The organism is Agromyces aurantiacus (genome assembly GCF_016907355.1).
GTDB classification, from domain to species: Bacteria; Actinomycetota; Actinomycetes; order Actinomycetales; family Microbacteriaceae; genus Agromyces; species Agromyces aurantiacus.
This window is the reverse complement of record NZ_JAFBBW010000001.1, coordinates 2,459,848-2,477,036: the sequence shown is the minus strand read 5'-3', so window position 1 is coordinate 2,477,036 and position 17,189 is coordinate 2,459,848. Positions and strand designations below refer to the sequence as shown.

The 17,189-nt window shown below is 70.4% G+C and carries 9 protein-coding genes; 8 read left to right on the top strand and 1 reads right to left on the bottom strand.

Translation table 11 applies throughout. The annotated features are described in order from the left end of the window. Positions 1–21 precede the first annotated feature (21 nt). From polA to rpsA, 4 genes are all read left to right on the top strand, one after another. Positions 22–2,709: a DNA polymerase I gene (polA, locus tag JOD46_RS11735; protein ID WP_204394546.1), complete on the top strand. Its 2,688-nt coding sequence runs from the start codon at positions 22–24 to the stop codon at positions 2,707–2,709. A gap of 93 nt (positions 2,710–2,802) precedes the next feature. Further along, the gene (locus tag JOD46_RS11730) at positions 2,803–4,467 is read left to right on the top strand and encodes a DUF885 domain-containing protein (protein ID WP_204394544.1); all 1,665 of its coding nucleotides are present in this window, start codon (positions 2,803–2,805) and stop codon (positions 4,465–4,467) included. 74 nt (positions 4,468–4,541) lie between these two features. After that, positions 4,542–7,115 carry a magnesium-translocating P-type ATPase gene (gene mgtA / locus JOD46_RS11725; RefSeq protein ID WP_204394542.1) on the top strand — a complete coding sequence of 858 codons (2,574 nt, stop codon included), beginning with the start codon at positions 4,542–4,544 and terminating at the stop codon, positions 7,113–7,115. Positions 7,116–7,234: 119 nt separating this feature from the next. Further along, positions 7,235–8,683, top strand: a complete 1,449-nt coding sequence (gene rpsA / locus JOD46_RS11720; RefSeq protein WP_204394533.1) for a 30S ribosomal protein S1 — start codon at positions 7,235–7,237, stop codon at positions 8,681–8,683. A 129-nt stretch (positions 8,684–8,812) separates the two neighbouring features. Here rpsA and JOD46_RS11715 read toward each other — a convergent pair whose 3' ends face one another. Further along, positions 8,813–9,418 carry a DUF4126 domain-containing protein gene (locus JOD46_RS11715; protein WP_204394530.1) on the bottom strand — a complete coding sequence of 202 codons (606 nt, stop codon included), beginning with the start codon at positions 9,416–9,418 and terminating at the stop codon, positions 8,813–8,815. A gap of 51 nt (positions 9,419–9,469) precedes the next feature. Between JOD46_RS11715 and coaE the strand changes: the two genes are divergently transcribed. From coaE to uvrC, 4 genes are all read left to right on the top strand, one after another. Then, on the top strand, positions 9,470–10,090 hold the full coding sequence (gene coaE, locus JOD46_RS11710) for a dephospho-CoA kinase (protein WP_204394528.1): 621 nt from the start codon (positions 9,470–9,472) through the stop codon (positions 10,088–10,090). 87 nt (positions 10,091–10,177) lie between these two features. After that, positions 10,178–12,241 (top strand): excinuclease ABC subunit UvrB, encoded by a 2,064-nt coding sequence (gene uvrB, locus JOD46_RS11705; RefSeq protein WP_204394526.1) that lies wholly within the window; start codon positions 10,178–10,180, stop codon positions 12,239–12,241. A gap of 106 nt (positions 12,242–12,347) precedes the next feature. Continuing rightward, positions 12,348–15,239, top strand: a complete 2,892-nt coding sequence (gene uvrA, locus JOD46_RS11700; RefSeq protein WP_204394524.1) for an excinuclease ABC subunit UvrA — start codon at positions 12,348–12,350, stop codon at positions 15,237–15,239. 5 nt (positions 15,240–15,244) lie between these two features. After that, positions 15,245–17,164, top strand: coding sequence for an excinuclease ABC subunit UvrC (gene uvrC, locus JOD46_RS11695; protein ID WP_204394515.1), 1,920 nt, complete (start codon positions 15,245–15,247; stop codon positions 17,162–17,164). Positions 17,165–17,189 lie beyond the last annotated feature (25 nt).

Below are 17,189 nucleotides of genomic sequence, written 5' to 3'. Positions count from 1 at the left end.
GGTCGCTTGTAGTCTTGGGGGGTGTCGGACCCCACCCCCACGAAGCCCACCCTCCTCGTCGTCGACGGCCACTCGCTCGCCTACCGCGCCTTCTACGCGCTGCCCGTCGACAGCTTCAGCACGCGCGACGGCCAGCACACGAACGCCATCCACGGGTTCCTGTCGATGCTGCTCATGCTGCTGCGCAACGAGAAGCCGACGCACCTCGCGGTGGCCTTCGACACGTCGCGCCAGTCGTTCCGCACCCGCGAGTACACCGAGTACAAGGCCAATCGCAGCCAGACGCCGCCCGAGTTCAAGGGGCAGATCGGCCTCCTGAAAGACGCACTGCGCGCCATGCGCATCACCGTGCTCGAGAAAGAGGACTACGAGGCCGACGACATCCTCGCCACCCTCGCGACGCGCGGCAAGGCGGCCGGATACGACGTGCTGGTCGTGTCCGGCGATCGCGACACGATCCAGCTCGTCGACGACGACGTCACGCTGCTCTACCCGAACGTGCAGGGCGTCTCGCAGCTCAAGCGCTACGACGCCGAAGCGGTGATCGAGCGCTACGGCGTGCGCCCCGAGCAGTACCCGGATGTCGCGGCGCTGGTCGGCGAGACGAGCGACAACCTGCCCGGCATCACCAAGGTCGGCGAGAAGACGGCCGTGAAGTGGCTCGGCCTGTACGGCAGCCTCGACGGCATCCTCGAGCACATCGACGAGATCAAGGGCGTCGTGGGCGACAACCTGCGACGCGAGCGCGAGCACGCGATCCGCAACCGCCGGCTCAACCGGCTCGTGCGCGACCTCGAGCTCGACGTCGAGATCGCCGACCTCGCGGCCAAGCCCATGGACGAGGCCGCGGTGCGCGAGCTCTTCGATCGGCTCGAGTTCAAGACCCTGCTCGAGCGCGTGACCAAGATGGCGGCCGAGTCGAACGGGCTCACGGCCGACGGCACCGAGGCGCTGGCCGCCGAGGCGACCCCGGCCGTCACGGCTCCCGCGCCGCGCGAGCCGCGCGGCGCCGAGCTCGCCGCGTGGTTCGAGCGGGCGACCGCGGCCGAGCCGGCCGGCCTCGGGCTCAGCATCGAGGTCCTCGACGGCCGGGTCATCGGCGCGGGCGTGGCCTCGACGACCGAGTCGATCCAGCTCGCGTGGCGTGCCGGCAGTCCCGACCTCGAGCCGTTCGAGCGCTGGCTCGCCGGCGACGCGCCGAAGGTCATGACCGATGCCAAGCCCCAGATCAAGGCCATGCGCCGGTCGGGTCTCGCGTTCGACGGGCTCGTCGTCGACACCCTCGTCGCCGGGTGGCTGATGCGGCCGAGCCTCGCCGAGAAGGACCTCGCCGACCTGGTCTCGCGCTACCTCGGCGAGACCGTGCCCATGGCCGACCCGTCGCAGCTCGTCCCCGACGCCGACTCGACCGCCGGCCCGCCCGAGTTCGCCTGGTACTCGCTGCGCGTGGCGCCCGTGGTGCTCGCGGCGCTCTCCGAGGGCTCGCGCCGGGTGCTCGCCGACATCGAGATCCCGATCGTCCGCATCCTCGCCGAGATGGAGCTGCGCGGCGTCACGGTCGAGCACGGCAAGCTCGCCGAGCTGTCCGCACAGCTGGGGGAGCGGGCCGCGTCGCTCGCCGAGTCGGCCTACGCCGAGATCGGCCGCGAGGTCAACCTCGGCTCTCCGAAGCAGCTCCAGGAGGTGCTCTTCGACCAGCTCGGCATGCCGAAGACGCGAGCGACGAAGACGGGGTACTCGACCGACGCCGGTGCGTTGGCCGACCTGCAGGAGTCGCACCCGCACCCATTCCTCGGCCTGCTGCTCGAGCACCGCGACGCGACCAAGCTCCGCCAGATCGTCGACGCGCTCGACAAGTCCATCCAGTCCGACGGCCGCGTGCACACGAGCTACGTCCAGGTCGGCACGACCACCGGCCGCATCTCGTCGACCGACCCGAACCTGCAGAACATCCCCGTCCGCACCGAGGAGGGCCGGCGCATCCGCGCCGCCTTCACCTACGGCGAGGGCTTCGGCGAGCTGCTGACGGCCGACTACTCGCAGATCGAGATGCGCATCATGGCGCACCTCTCGCAGGATCCGGGCCTCATCGAGGCGTTCCACTCCGGCGAGGACCTGCACCGCTTCGTCGGTGCGCGCATCTTCGACGTCGATCCCGCCGACGTCACGCCGCTCATGCGCACGAAGGTCAAGGCGATGTCGTACGGCCTCGCCTACGGGCTCAGCGCGTTCGGCCTCTCCAAGCAGCTGCGCATCGACCGTGCCGAGGCGACCCAGCTCATGAAGGACTACTTCGAGCGGTTCGGCGCGGTGCGCGACTACCTGCGCGGCGTGGTCGCCCAGGCCAAGCTCGACGGCTACACCGAGACGATCTTCGGCCGCCGTCGTCCGTTCCCCGACCTCAACAGCCCCAACCGGGTCCTGCGCGAGAACGCCGAGCGTGCCGCGCTGAACGCCCCGATCCAGGGCTCGGCCGCCGACATCATGAAGTTCGCGATGATCGGCGTCGAGCGCGAGCTGCACGCCCGCGAGCTGCGGTCGCGGATGCTCATGCAGGTGCACGACGAGCTCATCTTCGAGGTCGCCGAGGGCGAGGGCGACGAGGTCGAGGCGCTCGTCCACGAACGGATGTCGCACGCCGCCGACCTCCTCGTGCCGCTCGACGTGCAGGTCGGCCGCGGTCGCGACTGGGAGGACGCCGCGCACTGAGCCGCTTGCGCCGCCCGCGGCGGGGCAACGCGAGGACGCGAGGAGTGCTCGGAGGTTCGCGCGCGCGACATCTGCTCGTCTAGGCTCGCCCGCATGGCCACCGAAGACCGCATCCCTACCGAGGTCGACCGCGTCGCCGAGGAGTGGGTCGACACCCTCGTCGAACTGGATCCCACGACCGCGACCTACATCGGCCGCGTCGAGCACGGCCACCGGCTGCCCGACTACTCGCCCGACGGTCACGCGGCCCGCGTCGACGCCGTGCGCACGGCGCTCGCCGCGCTGCGCGCCGCGACACCCTCCGACGCCGTCGACCGCATCACCGTCGCCGACCTCGGCAGCGAACTCGAGCTCGCACTCGAGCGCGACGCCGCGCGCCTGCACCTGCGCGACCTCAACGTGATCGCGAGCCCGGCGCAGGAGGTCCGCGACGTGTTCGACCTCATGCCGACGGCCGGCACGGAGGACTGGGAGCGCATCGCCGCGCGCCTGGCCGCCGTGCCGGATGCGATCGACGGCTATGTCGCGACGCTGCGCGAGGGCATCGCCCGCGGCGTCGTGCCCGCCGTGCGGCAGGTCCACGAGGTCGCCGAGCAGGCGCGCCGGACCGCACGGCCCGACGGCTTCTTCCCCTCCCTGGTGCGGCACGCGGGCGACATCGCCGGCGACTCGCTGCGGCGCGAGCTCGACGCGAACGCCGAGCTCGCGGCATCCGCCTACTCGCATCTCGCCGAGTTCCTCGACGCCGAGCTCGCGCCGGAGGCGGGAACCGTGGACGCGGTCGGCCGTGAGACCTACGCGCTCCAGTCCCGACACTTCCTCGGCGCCGTCGTCGACCTCGACGAGACCTACGAATGGGGCATCGAGGAGCTCGCGCGCATGGTCGCCGAGCAGGAGTCGGTCGCGCGCGAGATCCTTCCGGGCGCCTCCGTCGCCGAAGCGGTCGCGCACCTCGAGGCCGACCCCGCGCGCAAGCTCGTCGGCACCGACGCGCTGCAGCGCTGGATGCAGGAGACGAGCGACCGCGCGGTCGAGGAGCTTGGTGCGACCCAGTTCGACATCCCCGCCGAGATCCGCCGGCTCGAGTGCCTCATCGCGCCCACGCAGGAGGGTGGCATCTACTACACGGGGCCGAGCGACGACTTCACCCGGCCCGGCCGCATGTGGTGGTCGGTGCCCGAGGGCGTGACCGAGTTCGACACCTGGCGCGAGAAGACCACGGTGTACCACGAGGGCGTTCCCGGCCACCACCTCCAGATCGGCCAGGCCGTCGTGAACCGCCGCCAGCTGAACACCTGGCGGCGGCAGCTCGCGGGCACGTCGGGGCACGCCGAGGGCTGGGCGCTCTACGCCGAGCGGCTCATGGACGAGCTCGGCTACCTCGACGACCCGGCCGATCGGCTCGGGATGCTCGACGGGCAGCGCATGCGCGCCGCGCGCGTGGTGCTCGACATCGGCGTGCACCTCGGCAAGCCGCGCCCGGACGGCCAGGGCACGTGGACGGGGGAGTACGCGTTCGACTTCCTCGGCGCCAATGTCAACATGCCGCCGGAGTTCATCCGGTTCGAGGTGCTCCGCTACCTCGGCTGGGCCGGACAGGCGCCCTCGTACAAGGTCGGCCAGCGGATCTGGGAGCAGCTGCGCGACGACGTGCGCCGGCGCGAGGGCGACGCGTTCGACATCCGGGCGTTCCACTCGCGTGCGCTCGCGCTCGGCGGCGTCGGGCTCGACACGCTCAGGCAGGCGCTCGCGGCCTGAGGCGCGCCGGCGGCCCGGTCACGACCAGCCGCCGCGCCGATCCGGCCCGGCCCGCCCGTCGCTAGACTGCGGCTGTGCAGCGGGTCGGGCAGGCGGATCGCGGCGCGACGGCGCCCGCGGACCCGTTCTGGGCAGGGCCGACGGCCGAGCTGCTGGAACGCCTCGGCACGTCCGCGACCGGCCTGACGCAGGCCGAGGCCGAGGCCGCGCTCGCGCGTCGGCGGCTGCGACGCCACCACGGGCACGGCACGGCGACGCGTGCGCGCCTGCTGCTCGCACAGTTCAGCAGCCCGATCGTGCTGATCCTCATCGTCGCCACGGTCATCTCGATGCTGGTCGGCGACCTCACCGACGGGCTCATCATCCTCGCGATCATCCTCGCGAGCGGGCTGCTCGGCTTCGCGCAGGAGGACCGGGCGAACAGCGTCGTCGCCGAACTGCTGCGCAGCGTCCAGGTGCGCGTGCCGGTGCTCCGAGACGAGCGGGAGCGCGCCGTCCCGGTCGCGGAGGTCGTGCCCGGCGACATCGTGCTGCTGCGCGCCGGCGCCGTGGTGCCCGCCGACTGCCGGCTGCTCGCGGGCGAGAACCTGCTGGTCGACGAGTCCACCCTCACGGGCGAGTCGTTCCCCGTCGAGAAGGATGCCGCGGCGAGCGTCGAGCCGGGCGCCGAGCTCGTCGAGCGGCGCGACAGCGTGTTCCTGGGCACGCACGTCGTCAGCGGAACCGGTCGTGCGGTCGCGGTGCGGACCGGCCGCGACACCCAGTTCGGCGCCGTCTCCTCCGAGCTCGAGCAGCGTCGGGTGACGACGGCCTTCACGCGCGGCACCACGCGCTTCGGCGTCCTCCTCATCTGGATCATGGTGATCCTGACGGGCTTCATCTTCCTCGTGAACACGCTGTTCGGCCGGCCGCTGATCGAGTCGCTGCTGTTCGCGCTCGCGCTCGCGGTGGGCCTCAGCCCCCAGATGCTCCCGGCGATCGTGTCGGTGAGCCTCTCGGCGGGGGCGCGACGGATGGCGCGCCAGCGCGTCGTCATCAAGCGGCTCGACGCCATCGAGGACCTCGGCGCGCTCACCGCGATCTGCACGGACAAGACCGGCACCCTCACGCGGGGCACCGTGCAGCTCGACCGGGCCGCCGACCTCGACGGGCACGAGAGCGAGGGCGTGCTGCGGCTCGCGAGCCTGAACGCGGGACTCCAGGAGGGCTTCCCGAACCCGCTCGACCTGGCGATCCTCGCCCGGCGGCGCCCCGACCCTGCGGAGCGCGCGCTCGACGAGGTGCCCTACGACTTCGCGCGGCGGCGGCTCTCGGTCGCGGCCGAGATCGACGGCATCCCGACGCTGATCACCAAGGGGGCCTTCGAGTCGGTGCTCGACGCGTGCGCGTCGGCTCGCGTCGGCGGCCGCGACGCGCCGATCGACGAGGTACGTACCGCGCTCATGCAGCGATACGCCGAGCTGAGCGGCCGCGGCGTGCGCGTGCTCGGTATCGCGGTCCGCACGCTGCCCGCCCCGCTGCCGGTCCTGACGCCGGCCGACGAGACCGGGATGGTGCTCGTCGGCCTGCTCGGCTTCGACGACCCGCCTCGCGATGACGCGGGCGCGGCCGTCGCCGAGCTCGCGCGGCTCGGCGTCTCGGTGCGGCTGATCACGGGCGACAACCGCTTCGCGGCGGCGGCCGTCGCGGCATCCGTCGGGCTGCCGACCGAGCACGTGCTGACCGGGCGCGAACTCGCCGCGATGGACGACGCGGCACTCGCCTCCGCGGTGCGGAGCACCGCGGTGTTCGCCGAGGTCGAGCCGCTGCAGAAGCGTCGCGTCGTGGGTGCGCTCCGGGCCGACGGCGAGACCGTGGGCTTCCTCGGCGACGGGATCAACGACGCACCGGCGCTGCACGCCGCCGACGTGGGCATCTCCGTCGACACGGCGGTCGACGTCGCGAAGCAGGCGGCCGGCGTCGTGCTGCTCGACAAGAGCCTCGACGTGATCGTCGACGGCGTGACGCTCGGCCGTGCGACGTTCGCCAACACGCTGAAGTACGTGCGCGTGACGACGAGCGCGAATTTCGGCAACATGCTCTCGATGGCGGCGGCGAGCCTGTTCCTGCCGTTCCTCCCGCTCCTGCCGCGGCAGATCCTGCTGCTGAACTTCCTCAGCGACATCCCCGCGACGACGATCGCCGCCGACGCGGTCGACCCGGAGGCGATCGAGGCGCCGGGCCGGTGGGACCTGCGCGGCATCCGCAACTTCATGATCGTCTTCGGCCTGCTGTCGACGGTGTTCGACCTGGCGACCTTCGCCGTCCTCCTGCTGGTCTTCCAGGCGGGTCCCACCGAGTTCCGCAGCGCGTGGTTCATCGAGTCGACGCTGACGGAGGTCGTGGTGCTGCTCTCCCTCCGGACCGCGCGGCCGGTGCTGCGGTCGCGCCCCGGGGCCGCCCTGGTCTGGGCGAGCGTCGCGATCGCGGTGACGACCGTGGCGCTGCCGTACGTGCCCTTCCTCGCCGAACCGCTCGGACTCGCGCCCGTGCCGGGTGCGCTCGTCCTGGTGCTGCTGGCGCTCACCACGCTCTACCTCGGGGCGAACGAACTGCTCAAGCGCCGCTTCCTCGCCCCGCACCGCGCTCGGTTGCCGCGCAGAGCGTGATACCGCTAGGATGGATCGTCACTCGTGTGACATCCATGTCCGCCTGCCCGCCGCGGATCTTACACACAACGCTCATTCCGCGACGGGCCTGATTCTGTCCATAACGGAGCATCCACTACATGACAACCGCAACGACCAAGGCGCCCAAGCAGGTCGCGATCAACGACATCGGATCTGCTGACGATTTCCTCGCCGCGGTCGAGAAGACGCTCAAGTTCTTCAACGACGGCGACCTGATCGAAGGCACCGTCGTGAAGATCGACCGCGACGAGGTCCTCCTCGACGTCGGATACAAGACCGAGGGTGTGATCCCCTCCCGCGAACTTTCCATCAAGCACGACGTCGACCCCAGCGAGGTCGTCGAGGTCGGCGACACCGTCGAGGCCCTCGTTCTCCAGAAGGAGGACAAGGAAGGCCGTCTGATCCTGTCGAAGAAGCGCGCGCAGTACGAGCGCGCGTGGGGCGACGTGGAGAAGATCAAGGAGAACGACGGCGTCGTCACCGGCTCGGTCATCGAGGTCGTCAAGGGCGGCCTCATCGTCGACATCGGCCTCCGCGGCTTCCTGCCCGCGTCGCTCATCGAGCTCCGCCGGGTTCGCGACCTCACGCCGTACCTCGGCCAGGAGATCGAGGCGAAGATCCTCGAGCTCGACAAGAACCGCAACAACGTCGTGCTCTCGCGCCGTGCGCTGCTCGAGCAGACCCAGTCGGAGTCGCGCTCGACCTTCCTGCAGAACCTCCACCCGGGCCAGATCCGCAAGGGCGTCATCTCGTCGATCGTCAACTTCGGTGCGTTCGTCGACCTCGGTGGCGTCGACGGTCTCGTCCACGTGTCGGAGCTCTCGTGGAAGCACATCGAGCACGCGTCCGAGGTCGTCGAGGTCGGCCAGGAGGTCACCGTCGAGGTGCTCTCCGTCGAGCTCGACCGCGAGCGCGTCTCGCTCTCGCTCAAGGCGACCCAGGAGGACCCGTGGCAGGTCTTCGCGCGCACGCACGCGATCGGCCAGGTCACCCCGGGCAAGGTCACGAAGCTCGTGCCGTTCGGTGCGTTCGTCCGCGTGGCCGACGGCATCGAGGGCCTCGTGCACATCTCCGAGCTGTCGGGCCGTCACGTCGAGCTCGCCGAGCAGGTCGTGTCGGTGGGCGAGGAGGTCTTCGTCAAGGTCATCGACATCGACCTCGAGCGTCGCCGCATCTCGCTCTCGCTCAAGCAGGCCAACGAGGGCGTCGACCCCGAGGGCACCGAGTTCGACCCGGCGCTCTACGGCATGCTCACCGAGTACGACGAGCAGGGCAACTACAAGTACCCCGAGGGCTTCGATCCCGAGACCAACGAGTGGCGCGAGGGCTTCGAGGCCCAGCGCGAGAAGTGGGAGCAGGAGTACGCTGCCGCCCAGGCTCGCTGGGAGGCGCACAAGAAGCAGGTCGCCGCGTCGCTCGCGGCCCAGGCTTCGGACGACTCGTTCTCGTCGGGCACCTCGTCGTACACGAGCGAGTCCTCGTCGGGCGGCACCCTCGCCGACGACGCGTCGCTCGCGGCGCTGCGCGAGAAGCTCTCGAGCAACTAGTCGCCGCTCGCAACGGCACACGGAAGGCCGGTCCCGTACGGGGCCGGCCTTCCGGCGTTCCGGGGGCGACGGGTGCGCGCGGCGACGTCGAGGCGACGGGTCGTGACTTGCGCGCGTCGCGTGCGTCCGTCAGGGAGCGGATGCCGCGCGGTCCGGGCGCCGTCGCGCGCGGCGACGTCGCACGACCACGATCACGAGCCCGATCATGACGCCGAGCGCGATGACGACGAGCACCGGCACGAGGATCGCGAGGAACGACAGCGCGGCGCTGCCGAGGTCCTCGACGGTGCTCACGACGGGCGCGCCGACTCCGGCCGTCGACGCGTTGACGACGGGTCGCGCGGCCGCCTTCGCGAGGTGCACGCCGAGCGCGAGCACGACCCCGATGGCGACGGGGATCCAGTCGGGCGACGAGAAGAACGCCGCGGGGTCGGTCACCGCGACCGTCGACGCGCCGACGCCCGATCCGAACGCCAGGCCGCCCGCCGTCGGTCGCACGACGGTCTGCACGATGTCGTTGAGGGAGTCCAGTCCGGGCACCTTGTCGGCGACGATCTCGACGACGAGCAGCACGAGCAGGACCAGCAGCACCCACTCGTTCGCGAGCCAGTCCCACCCTTCGGGCAGGTCGACCAGGCCGGTGAAGCGGTCGAGCGCGCCGAGCACGAGCAGGGGGATCCACGCGTTCAGGCCGGCCGCCAGCGCCAGGCCCGACGCGGTCAGCACTTCGAGCACGCGCACCTCCTCACGTTCGGGTCGAGTGTGGCACACCGATATGGTGGGGGTGTGTATCTGATCGGCCTCACCGGCGGGATCGCCTCCGGAAAGTCCACCGTCGCCCGCCGGCTCGTCGAGCACGGCGCCATCCACATCGACGCCGACCAGCTGGCGCGCCGCGTCGTCGAGCCGGGGTCGGCCTGCCTCGACGAGATCGTGCGCGAGTTCGGCGAGGGTGTGCTCACGAACGACGGCATGCTCGATCGCCAGAAGCTCGGCGAGATCGTCTTCCGCGACGACGAGGCCCGGGCGCGGCTCAACGCGATCGTGCACCCGGCCGTCCGCGAGCTCTCGGGCCGGCTGATCGCGAAGGCCGAGCAGGCGGATCCCGACGCGGTCGTCGTCTACGACGTGCCGCTGCTCGTCGAGGCGCAGGTCGACCATCCGTTCGACCTCGTCGTGGTCACGAGCGCTCCGAAGCGCACGCAGGTCGACCGCCTCGTGCAGGAGCGCGGGTTCGACCCGATCCAGGCCGAGGCACGGGTCGATGCGCAGGTCGGCGACGCCGAACGGCGCGCGGTCGCCGACGTGGTCATCGACACGGGCGGCTCGATCGCGCACACCATGAGCCAGGCCGACGACCTGTGGGTGCGCATCGACCGCGAGCGGCGCGCGTCCAAGCCGGCGTAGGCCGACGGATGGCGCGGGGCCGCGCCATCCGCTTCGCTGTCGGCGTACCCGGGCTCCGTGTCGGTGGCCCGACCTAGACTCGGATCCATGCAGTCGACCCGTTCCGTGCGCCCGTTCCAGGTCGTGAGCGAGTATGCGCCGAGCGGAGACCAGCCGCAGGCGATCGCCGAGCTCGCGGCCCGGATCAACGCCGGCGAGACCGACGTGGTGCTGCTCGGCGCCACCGGCACGGGCAAGTCGGCCACCACGGCCTGGCTGATCGAGCAGGTGCAGCGGCCCACGCTCGTGCTCGCGCACAACAAGACCCTCGCGGCCCAGCTCGCCAACGAGTTCCGCGAGCTCATGCCGAACAACGCGGTCGAGTACTTCGTGTCGTACTACGACTACTACCAACCCGAGGCGTACGTGCCGCAGACCGACACGTTCATCGAGAAGGACTCCTCGATCAACTCCGAGGTCGAGCGGCTCCGGCACTCGACCACCAACTCGCTGCTCAGCCGGCGCGATGTCGTGGTGGTGTCCACCGTGTCGTGCATCTACGGCCTCGGCACGCCCGAGGAGTACCTCAGCGCGATGATGCCCCTGCAGGTGGGCCAGCGCGTCGATCGCGACTGGCTGATCCGCAAGTTCGTGTCGATGCAGTACCAGCGCAACGACATCGCGTTCTCGCGGGGCACGTTCCGCGTGCGCGGCGACACGATCGAGATCATCCCGGTCTACGAGGAGCACGCGATCCGCATCGAGATGTTCGGCGATGAGATCGAGGCGCTGCACAGCCTGCATCCGCTCACCGGGTCGGTCATCGCCAAGCTCGACGCCGTGCCCGTCTTCCCCGCGTCGCACTACGTCGCGAGCGTCGACGTGATGCAGCGGGCGATCGGCACCATTCGCGACGAGCTCGACGAGCGCCTGCAGGAGCTCGAGCGCGAGGGCAAGCTGCTCGAGGCGCAGCGGCTGCGCATGCGCACGACCTTCGACCTCGAGATGATGGAGCAGATCGGGTTCTGCTCTGGCATCGAGAACTACTCGCGCCACATCGACGGCCGCGCGCCGGGCGAGGCGCCGCACTGCCTGCTCGACTACTTCCCCGACGACTACCTCGTGGTGATCGACGAGTCGCACGTGACCGTGCCCCAGATCGGCGCGATGTACGAGGGCGACGCCTCCCGCAAGCGCACGCTCGTCGAGCACGGCTTCCGGCTCCCGAGCGCGCTCGACAACCGCCCGCTGAAGTGGGACGAGTTCAAGTCGCGGGTCGGGCAGACGGTGTACCTCTCGGCGACGCCCGGCTCGTACGAGCTCGGGGTGGCCGACGGCGTGGTCGAGCAGATCATCCGGCCAACGGGCCTCGTCGACCCGCAGATCGTGGTCAAGCCCTCGAAGGGCCAGATCGACGACCTGCTCGAGGAGATCCGGGTCCGTGCCGAGCGCGACGAGCGCGTGCTCGTGACGACGCTCACCAAGCGGATGGCGGAGGAGCTCACCGACTTCCTCACCGAGGCCGGGGTGCGCGTGCGCTACCTGCACTCCGACGTCGACACGCTCCGGCGCGTCGAGCTCCTCACCGAGCTGCGCGCCGGCGTCTACGACGTGCTCGTCGGCATCAACCTGCTCCGAGAGGGCCTCGACCTGCCCGAGGTGTCGCTCGTGGCCATCCTCGACGCCGACAAGGAGGGCTTCCTGCGGTCCTCGACGTCGCTCATCCAGACGATCGGCCGCGCGGCGCGGAACGTGTCGGGCGAGGTCCACATGTACGCCGACGTGATGACCGACTCGATGGCCGCGGCGATCGACGAGACCACGCGCCGGCGCGAGAAGCAGCTCGAGTACAACCGCGTCAACGGCATCGACCCGACGCCGTTGCGCAAGCGCATCGCCGACATCACCCAGGTCCTCGCACGTGAGGAGGCCGACACCGCGGCGCTGCTCGCGGGCCGCGACGCGCGGAAGACGTCGCCCGTGCCCATGCGGCGCGACGGCATCGCGTCGGCGGGCGCGAACGACCTCGAGGAGCTCATCCGCGACCTCAACGACCAGATGCTCGAGGCCGCCGGCGAGCTGAAGTTCGAGCTCGCCGCCCGGCTGCGCGACGAGGTCTCCGAACTCAAGCGCGAGCTGCGCCAGATGGAGAAGGCGGGGCACCTGGGCTGATCAGCTACGCCGGAGCGCGGCGTGATCCCCGGCGATCGAACGTGTGTTCGCTCTCAGCACGCGCGATCCGGGGAGGAGTGTCGGAGGGCGTTCGTACACTCGTAGGGTGCCAGTTTCACGTCTCGATGCCCATTCGCGCCTGAGCGTCCGCGGCGCTCGCGTGCACAACCTGCGCGACGTCGATGTCGAGATCCCGCGCGACGCGATGGTCGTGTTCACGGGCCTGTCGGGTTCGGGCAAGTCCTCGCTCGCGTTCGACACGATCTTCGCCGAGGGGCAGCGCCGGTACGTCGAGTCGCTCTCCGCGTATGCGCGGCAGTTCCTCGGCCAGGTCGACCGGCCCGACGTCGACTTCATCGAGGGCCTGAGCCCGGCCGTGTCGATCGACCAGAAGTCGACCAACCGCAACCCCCGCTCGACGGTCGGCACGATCACCGAGATCTACGACTACATGCGCCTGCTGTGGGCGCGCATCGGCGTGCCGCACTGTCCGGTGTGCGGTGAGCGCATCCAGCGGCAGACCGTGCAGCAGATCGCCGACCAGCTGATGGAGCTCCCGGCCGGCACCCGGTTCCAGGTGCTGAGCCCGGTGGTGTCCCAGAAGAAGGGGGAGTTCGTCGACCTCTTCCGCGACCTGTCCTCGCAGGGGTACTCGCGCGCGGTCGTCGACGGCGAGGTCATCCGGCTCGACGAGCCGCCGCAGCTGAAGAAGCAGGTCAAGCACGACATCTCCGTCGTGATCGACCGGCTCGTGGCCTCCGACGAGATCCTGGGCCGACTCACCGACTCCCTCGAGACGGCCCTGCGCCTGACCGACGGACTCGTGCAGATCAACTACGTCGACCTCGAGGGCGACGACGCCTGGCAGACGTTCTCCGAGAAGCTCAGCTGCCCGAACCAGCACCCGATCGCGCTGACCGAGATCGAGCCGCGCACCTTCTCGTTCAACGCGCCGTTCGGCGCATGCCCCGAGTGCTCCGGCCTCGGCACGCGCATGTCGGTCGACGAGGAGCTCCTCCTCGGCGACCCGTCGATGAGCATCGCCGAGGGCGTCATCCTGCCGTGGACCTCGCAGGGCAAGAGCCTCTACAACTACTACGAGAAGCTGCTCGACGGCCTCTCGCGCGACTTCGGCTTCTCGCTCGACACCCCCTGGGAGGAACTGCCGGGCGCGGCCCGCAACGCGGTGCTGCGCGGCGACAACTTCGAGGTCAAGGTGCGCTGGCGCAACCGCTACGGCCGCGAGATGAGCTACACCTCGGGCTTCGAGGGCGTCGTCCCGTACATCGAGCGGCAGTACCTGCAGGCCGAGACCGACGTGCAGCGAGCCCGCTGGGCCGAGTACCTCCGCGAGATCCCGTGCCCGGTGTGCGAGGGCAACCGGCTGAAGCCCGAGGTGCTCTCGGTGCTCATCCACGACGCGTCCATCGCCGACGTGTGCCGGTTGAGCCTCCACGACGCGCGCGCGTTCATGGACCGGCTCGAGCTGACCGACCGCGAGCAGGCGATCGCCGCCCAGGTGCTCCGCGAGATCAAGCTGCGCCTCGACTTCCTGATCCGGGTGGGCCTCAGCTACCTCGACCTGGCCCGAGCCGCGGGCACGCTGTCCGGCGGCGAGGCCCAGCGCATCCGCCTCGCGACACAGATCGGGTCGGGCCTCACGGGCGTGCTCTACGTGCTCGACGAGCCGAGCATCGGCCTGCACCAGCGCGACAACCGGCGGCTCATCGACACGCTCGTCGCCCTCCGCGACCTCGGCAACACGCTCATCGTGGTCGAGCACGACGAGGACACCATCCGCACCGCCGACTGGATCGTCGACATCGGCCCGGGCGCGGGCGTGCACGGCGGCACCGTGGTGCACAGCGGCAGCTACGCCGACCTCGTGAAGAACCGCGAGTCGCTCACCGGCGACTACCTCTCGGGCCGCAAGGAGATCGCGATCCCCGCGAAGCGCCGCGAGGTCGACCCCGATCGGATGATCACGGTCGAGGGTGCGCAGGCGAACAACCTGCGGGGCGTCGACGTGTCGTTCCCACTCGGCACCTTCACGGCCGTGACCGGCGTGAGCGGATCGGGCAAGTCGTCGCTGGTCAACGACATCCTGTACCGGGTGCTCGCGAACCGCCTGAACGGCGCCCGCAAGGTCCCCGGCAAGCACCGCCGTGTGACCGGACTCGACCAGCTCGACAAGGTCGTGCATGTCGACCAGGCGCCGATCGGCCGCACGCCGCGGTCGAACCCGGCGACCTACACGGGCGTGTTCGACCGCATCCGCACGCTGTTCTCCGAGACCACCGAGGCGAAGGCCCGCGGGTATCTGCCCGGCCGGTTCAGCTTCAACGTCAAGGGCGGCCGGTGCGAGGCGTGCTCGGGCGACGGCACCATCAAGATCGAGATGAACTTCCTCCCCGACGTCTACGTCGCGTGCGAGGTCTGCGGCGGCCAGCGCTACAACCGCGAGACGCTCCAGGTGCACTACAAGGGCAAGAACATCGCCGAGGTGCTCGAGATGCCGATCAGCGAGGCGGCCGAGTTCTTCGAGCCGATCTCGGCGATCCACCGCTACCTGAAGACCCTCGTCGACGTCGGCCTCGGGTACGTGCAGCTCGGCCAGAGCGCCACCACGCTCTCCGGCGGCGAGGCGCAGCGCGTGAAGCTCGCGACCGAACTGCAGCGCCGTTCCAACGGGCGCAGCGTCTACGTGCTCGACGAGCCGACGACCGGCCTCCACTTCGAGGATGTGCGCAAGCTCCTGAAGGTGCTCGGCAAACTCGTCGACAAGGGCAACACCGTCATCGTCATCGAGCACAGCCTCGACGTGATCAAGTCGGCCGACTGGATCATCGACCTCGGCCCCGAGGGCGGCTCGGGCGGCGGCCAGGTCGTCGCGGTCGGCACGCCCGAGCAGGTCGCCGAGGTGCACGAGAGCCACACCGGGTACTTCCTGCGCGAGATCTTCGATGCGGCCTCCGCTCGCATCGAGGTCGCCAGTTGACGAGGATGACCACGGCACGATCGAGGAACGAGGGCGTCCCGTACCGCCCGCGACCGGGAGAGATCCCGACCCGCCCGGGCGTCTACCGGTTCCGCGATGCCGATGGGCGCGTGCTCTACGTCGGCAAGGCGAAGAACCTGCGCGCGAGGCTCTCGAACTACTTCGCGCCGCTGTACAGCCTGCACGAGCGCACGCGTCGGATGGTGCTGAGCGCGGCCTCGGTCGAGTGGACCGTCGTCGCGAGCGATGTCGAAGCCCTCAACCTCGAGATCACGTGGATCAACGAGTTGAAGCCGCCGTTCAACGTGCGGTTCAAGGACGACAAGTCCTACCCCTACCTGGTCGTCACGCTCGGTGACGAGGCGCCGCGCGCGATGGTCTCGCGCAAGCGCGGCATCCCGGGCGCCCGGTACTTCGGCCCGTATCCGAAGATGTGGGCCGTGACCGAGATGCTCGAGATCCTCATCAAGCTGTTCCCGATCCGCACCTGCAAGGACAGCGACTACCGGCGTGCGATGGCCTCCGGCAAGCCCTGCTTCGCCGGCCAGATTGGCCGATGCTTCGGACCGTGCTCCGGGAAGGTCACGATCGAGGAGCACCGGGCCAACGTCGATCGGTTCGTGGCGTTCATGCAGAACCAGGATCCACGCATCCTGCGCGACCTCGAGCGCGATATGCGTGCCGCGGCGACCGCACTCGACTACGAGACCGCCGCCCGCAAGCGCGACCAGTTGCAGGCGGCCACGGCGTTCTTCGAGAAGAGCGCGGTCGTCCTTGGCGACCGCGTCGACCTCGACGTGTTCGGCATCGAGCACGACGAGCTCGCGGCCGCGGTGCACCTCTTCATGGTGCGAGGCGGCCGCATCCGGGGCGAGCGGTCGTGGACCGTCGACAAGGAGCTCGACGTGCCGTTCGGCGAGCTCGTCGGATTCGTGGTCGAGAACGCGTACGGCGAGGAGGTCACGCCCGCGCGCGAGGTGATCGTGCCCGAGCTGCCCGACGATGCCGAGGCGCTCGAGGCCTGGCTCACCGGACTCGCCGGCCGCAACGTGCAGCTGCGCGTCGCGCAGCGCGGGGCCAAGGCCCAACTGCTCGCCACGGCGACGCAGAACGCCAAGCAGTCCCTCATGCTCTACAAGACCCGCCGCAGCGCCGACTTCACGACGAGATCCCAGGCGCTCGAGGACATCCAGCAGGCGCTCGGCATGGCCGAGGCGCCGTTGCGGATCGAGTGCTTCGACGTCTCGCACCTCAGCGGCACCAACATCGTCGCCTCGATGGTCGTCTTCGAGGACGGCCTGCCGCGGAAGGACGAGTACCGCCGCTTCACCATCCCGCAGTCGACCGACGACACCGACTCGATCCACCAGGTGCTCACGCGGCGCCTGGCCTACCTGGCCGCGCCGTCCACGGACGGCGACGGAGGTGCAGGCGGCGACGGCGACGGCGGCCGGCAGCGGCGGGCGAAGTTCGCCTACCGGCCCAACCTCCTGGTCGTCGACGGCGGTCAGCCGCAGGTCGCCGCCGCCGAGCGGGCGCTGCGCGAGTCCGGCGTCGAGGGCGTCTCCCTGTGCGGCATCGCGAAGCGGCTCGAGGAGATCTGGACCCCGGGTTCCGACTTCCCGGTGATCCTCCCGCGCAACAGCGACGCCCTGTTCCTGTTCCAGCGCGTGCGCGACGAGGCGCACCGGTTCGCGATCACGCACCAGCGGCAACGACGCAAGCGCGACATCGGCACCGTGCTCTCCGAGATCCCGGGGCTCGGCCCGGCGCGCGTGAAGGCCCTCCTCAAGCACTTCGGCTCCGTCGCCCGCCTGCGCGGCGCCGACGAGGCCGCGATCGCCGAGGTCCCGGGCATCGGCCCGGCGCTCGCGGCGAGCATCCGCGCCCGGCTGGAGGGAGAGGCCGCCCCGGCCGCCGACTAGGCTGGAGGTCCGGGGGATGCAGGAA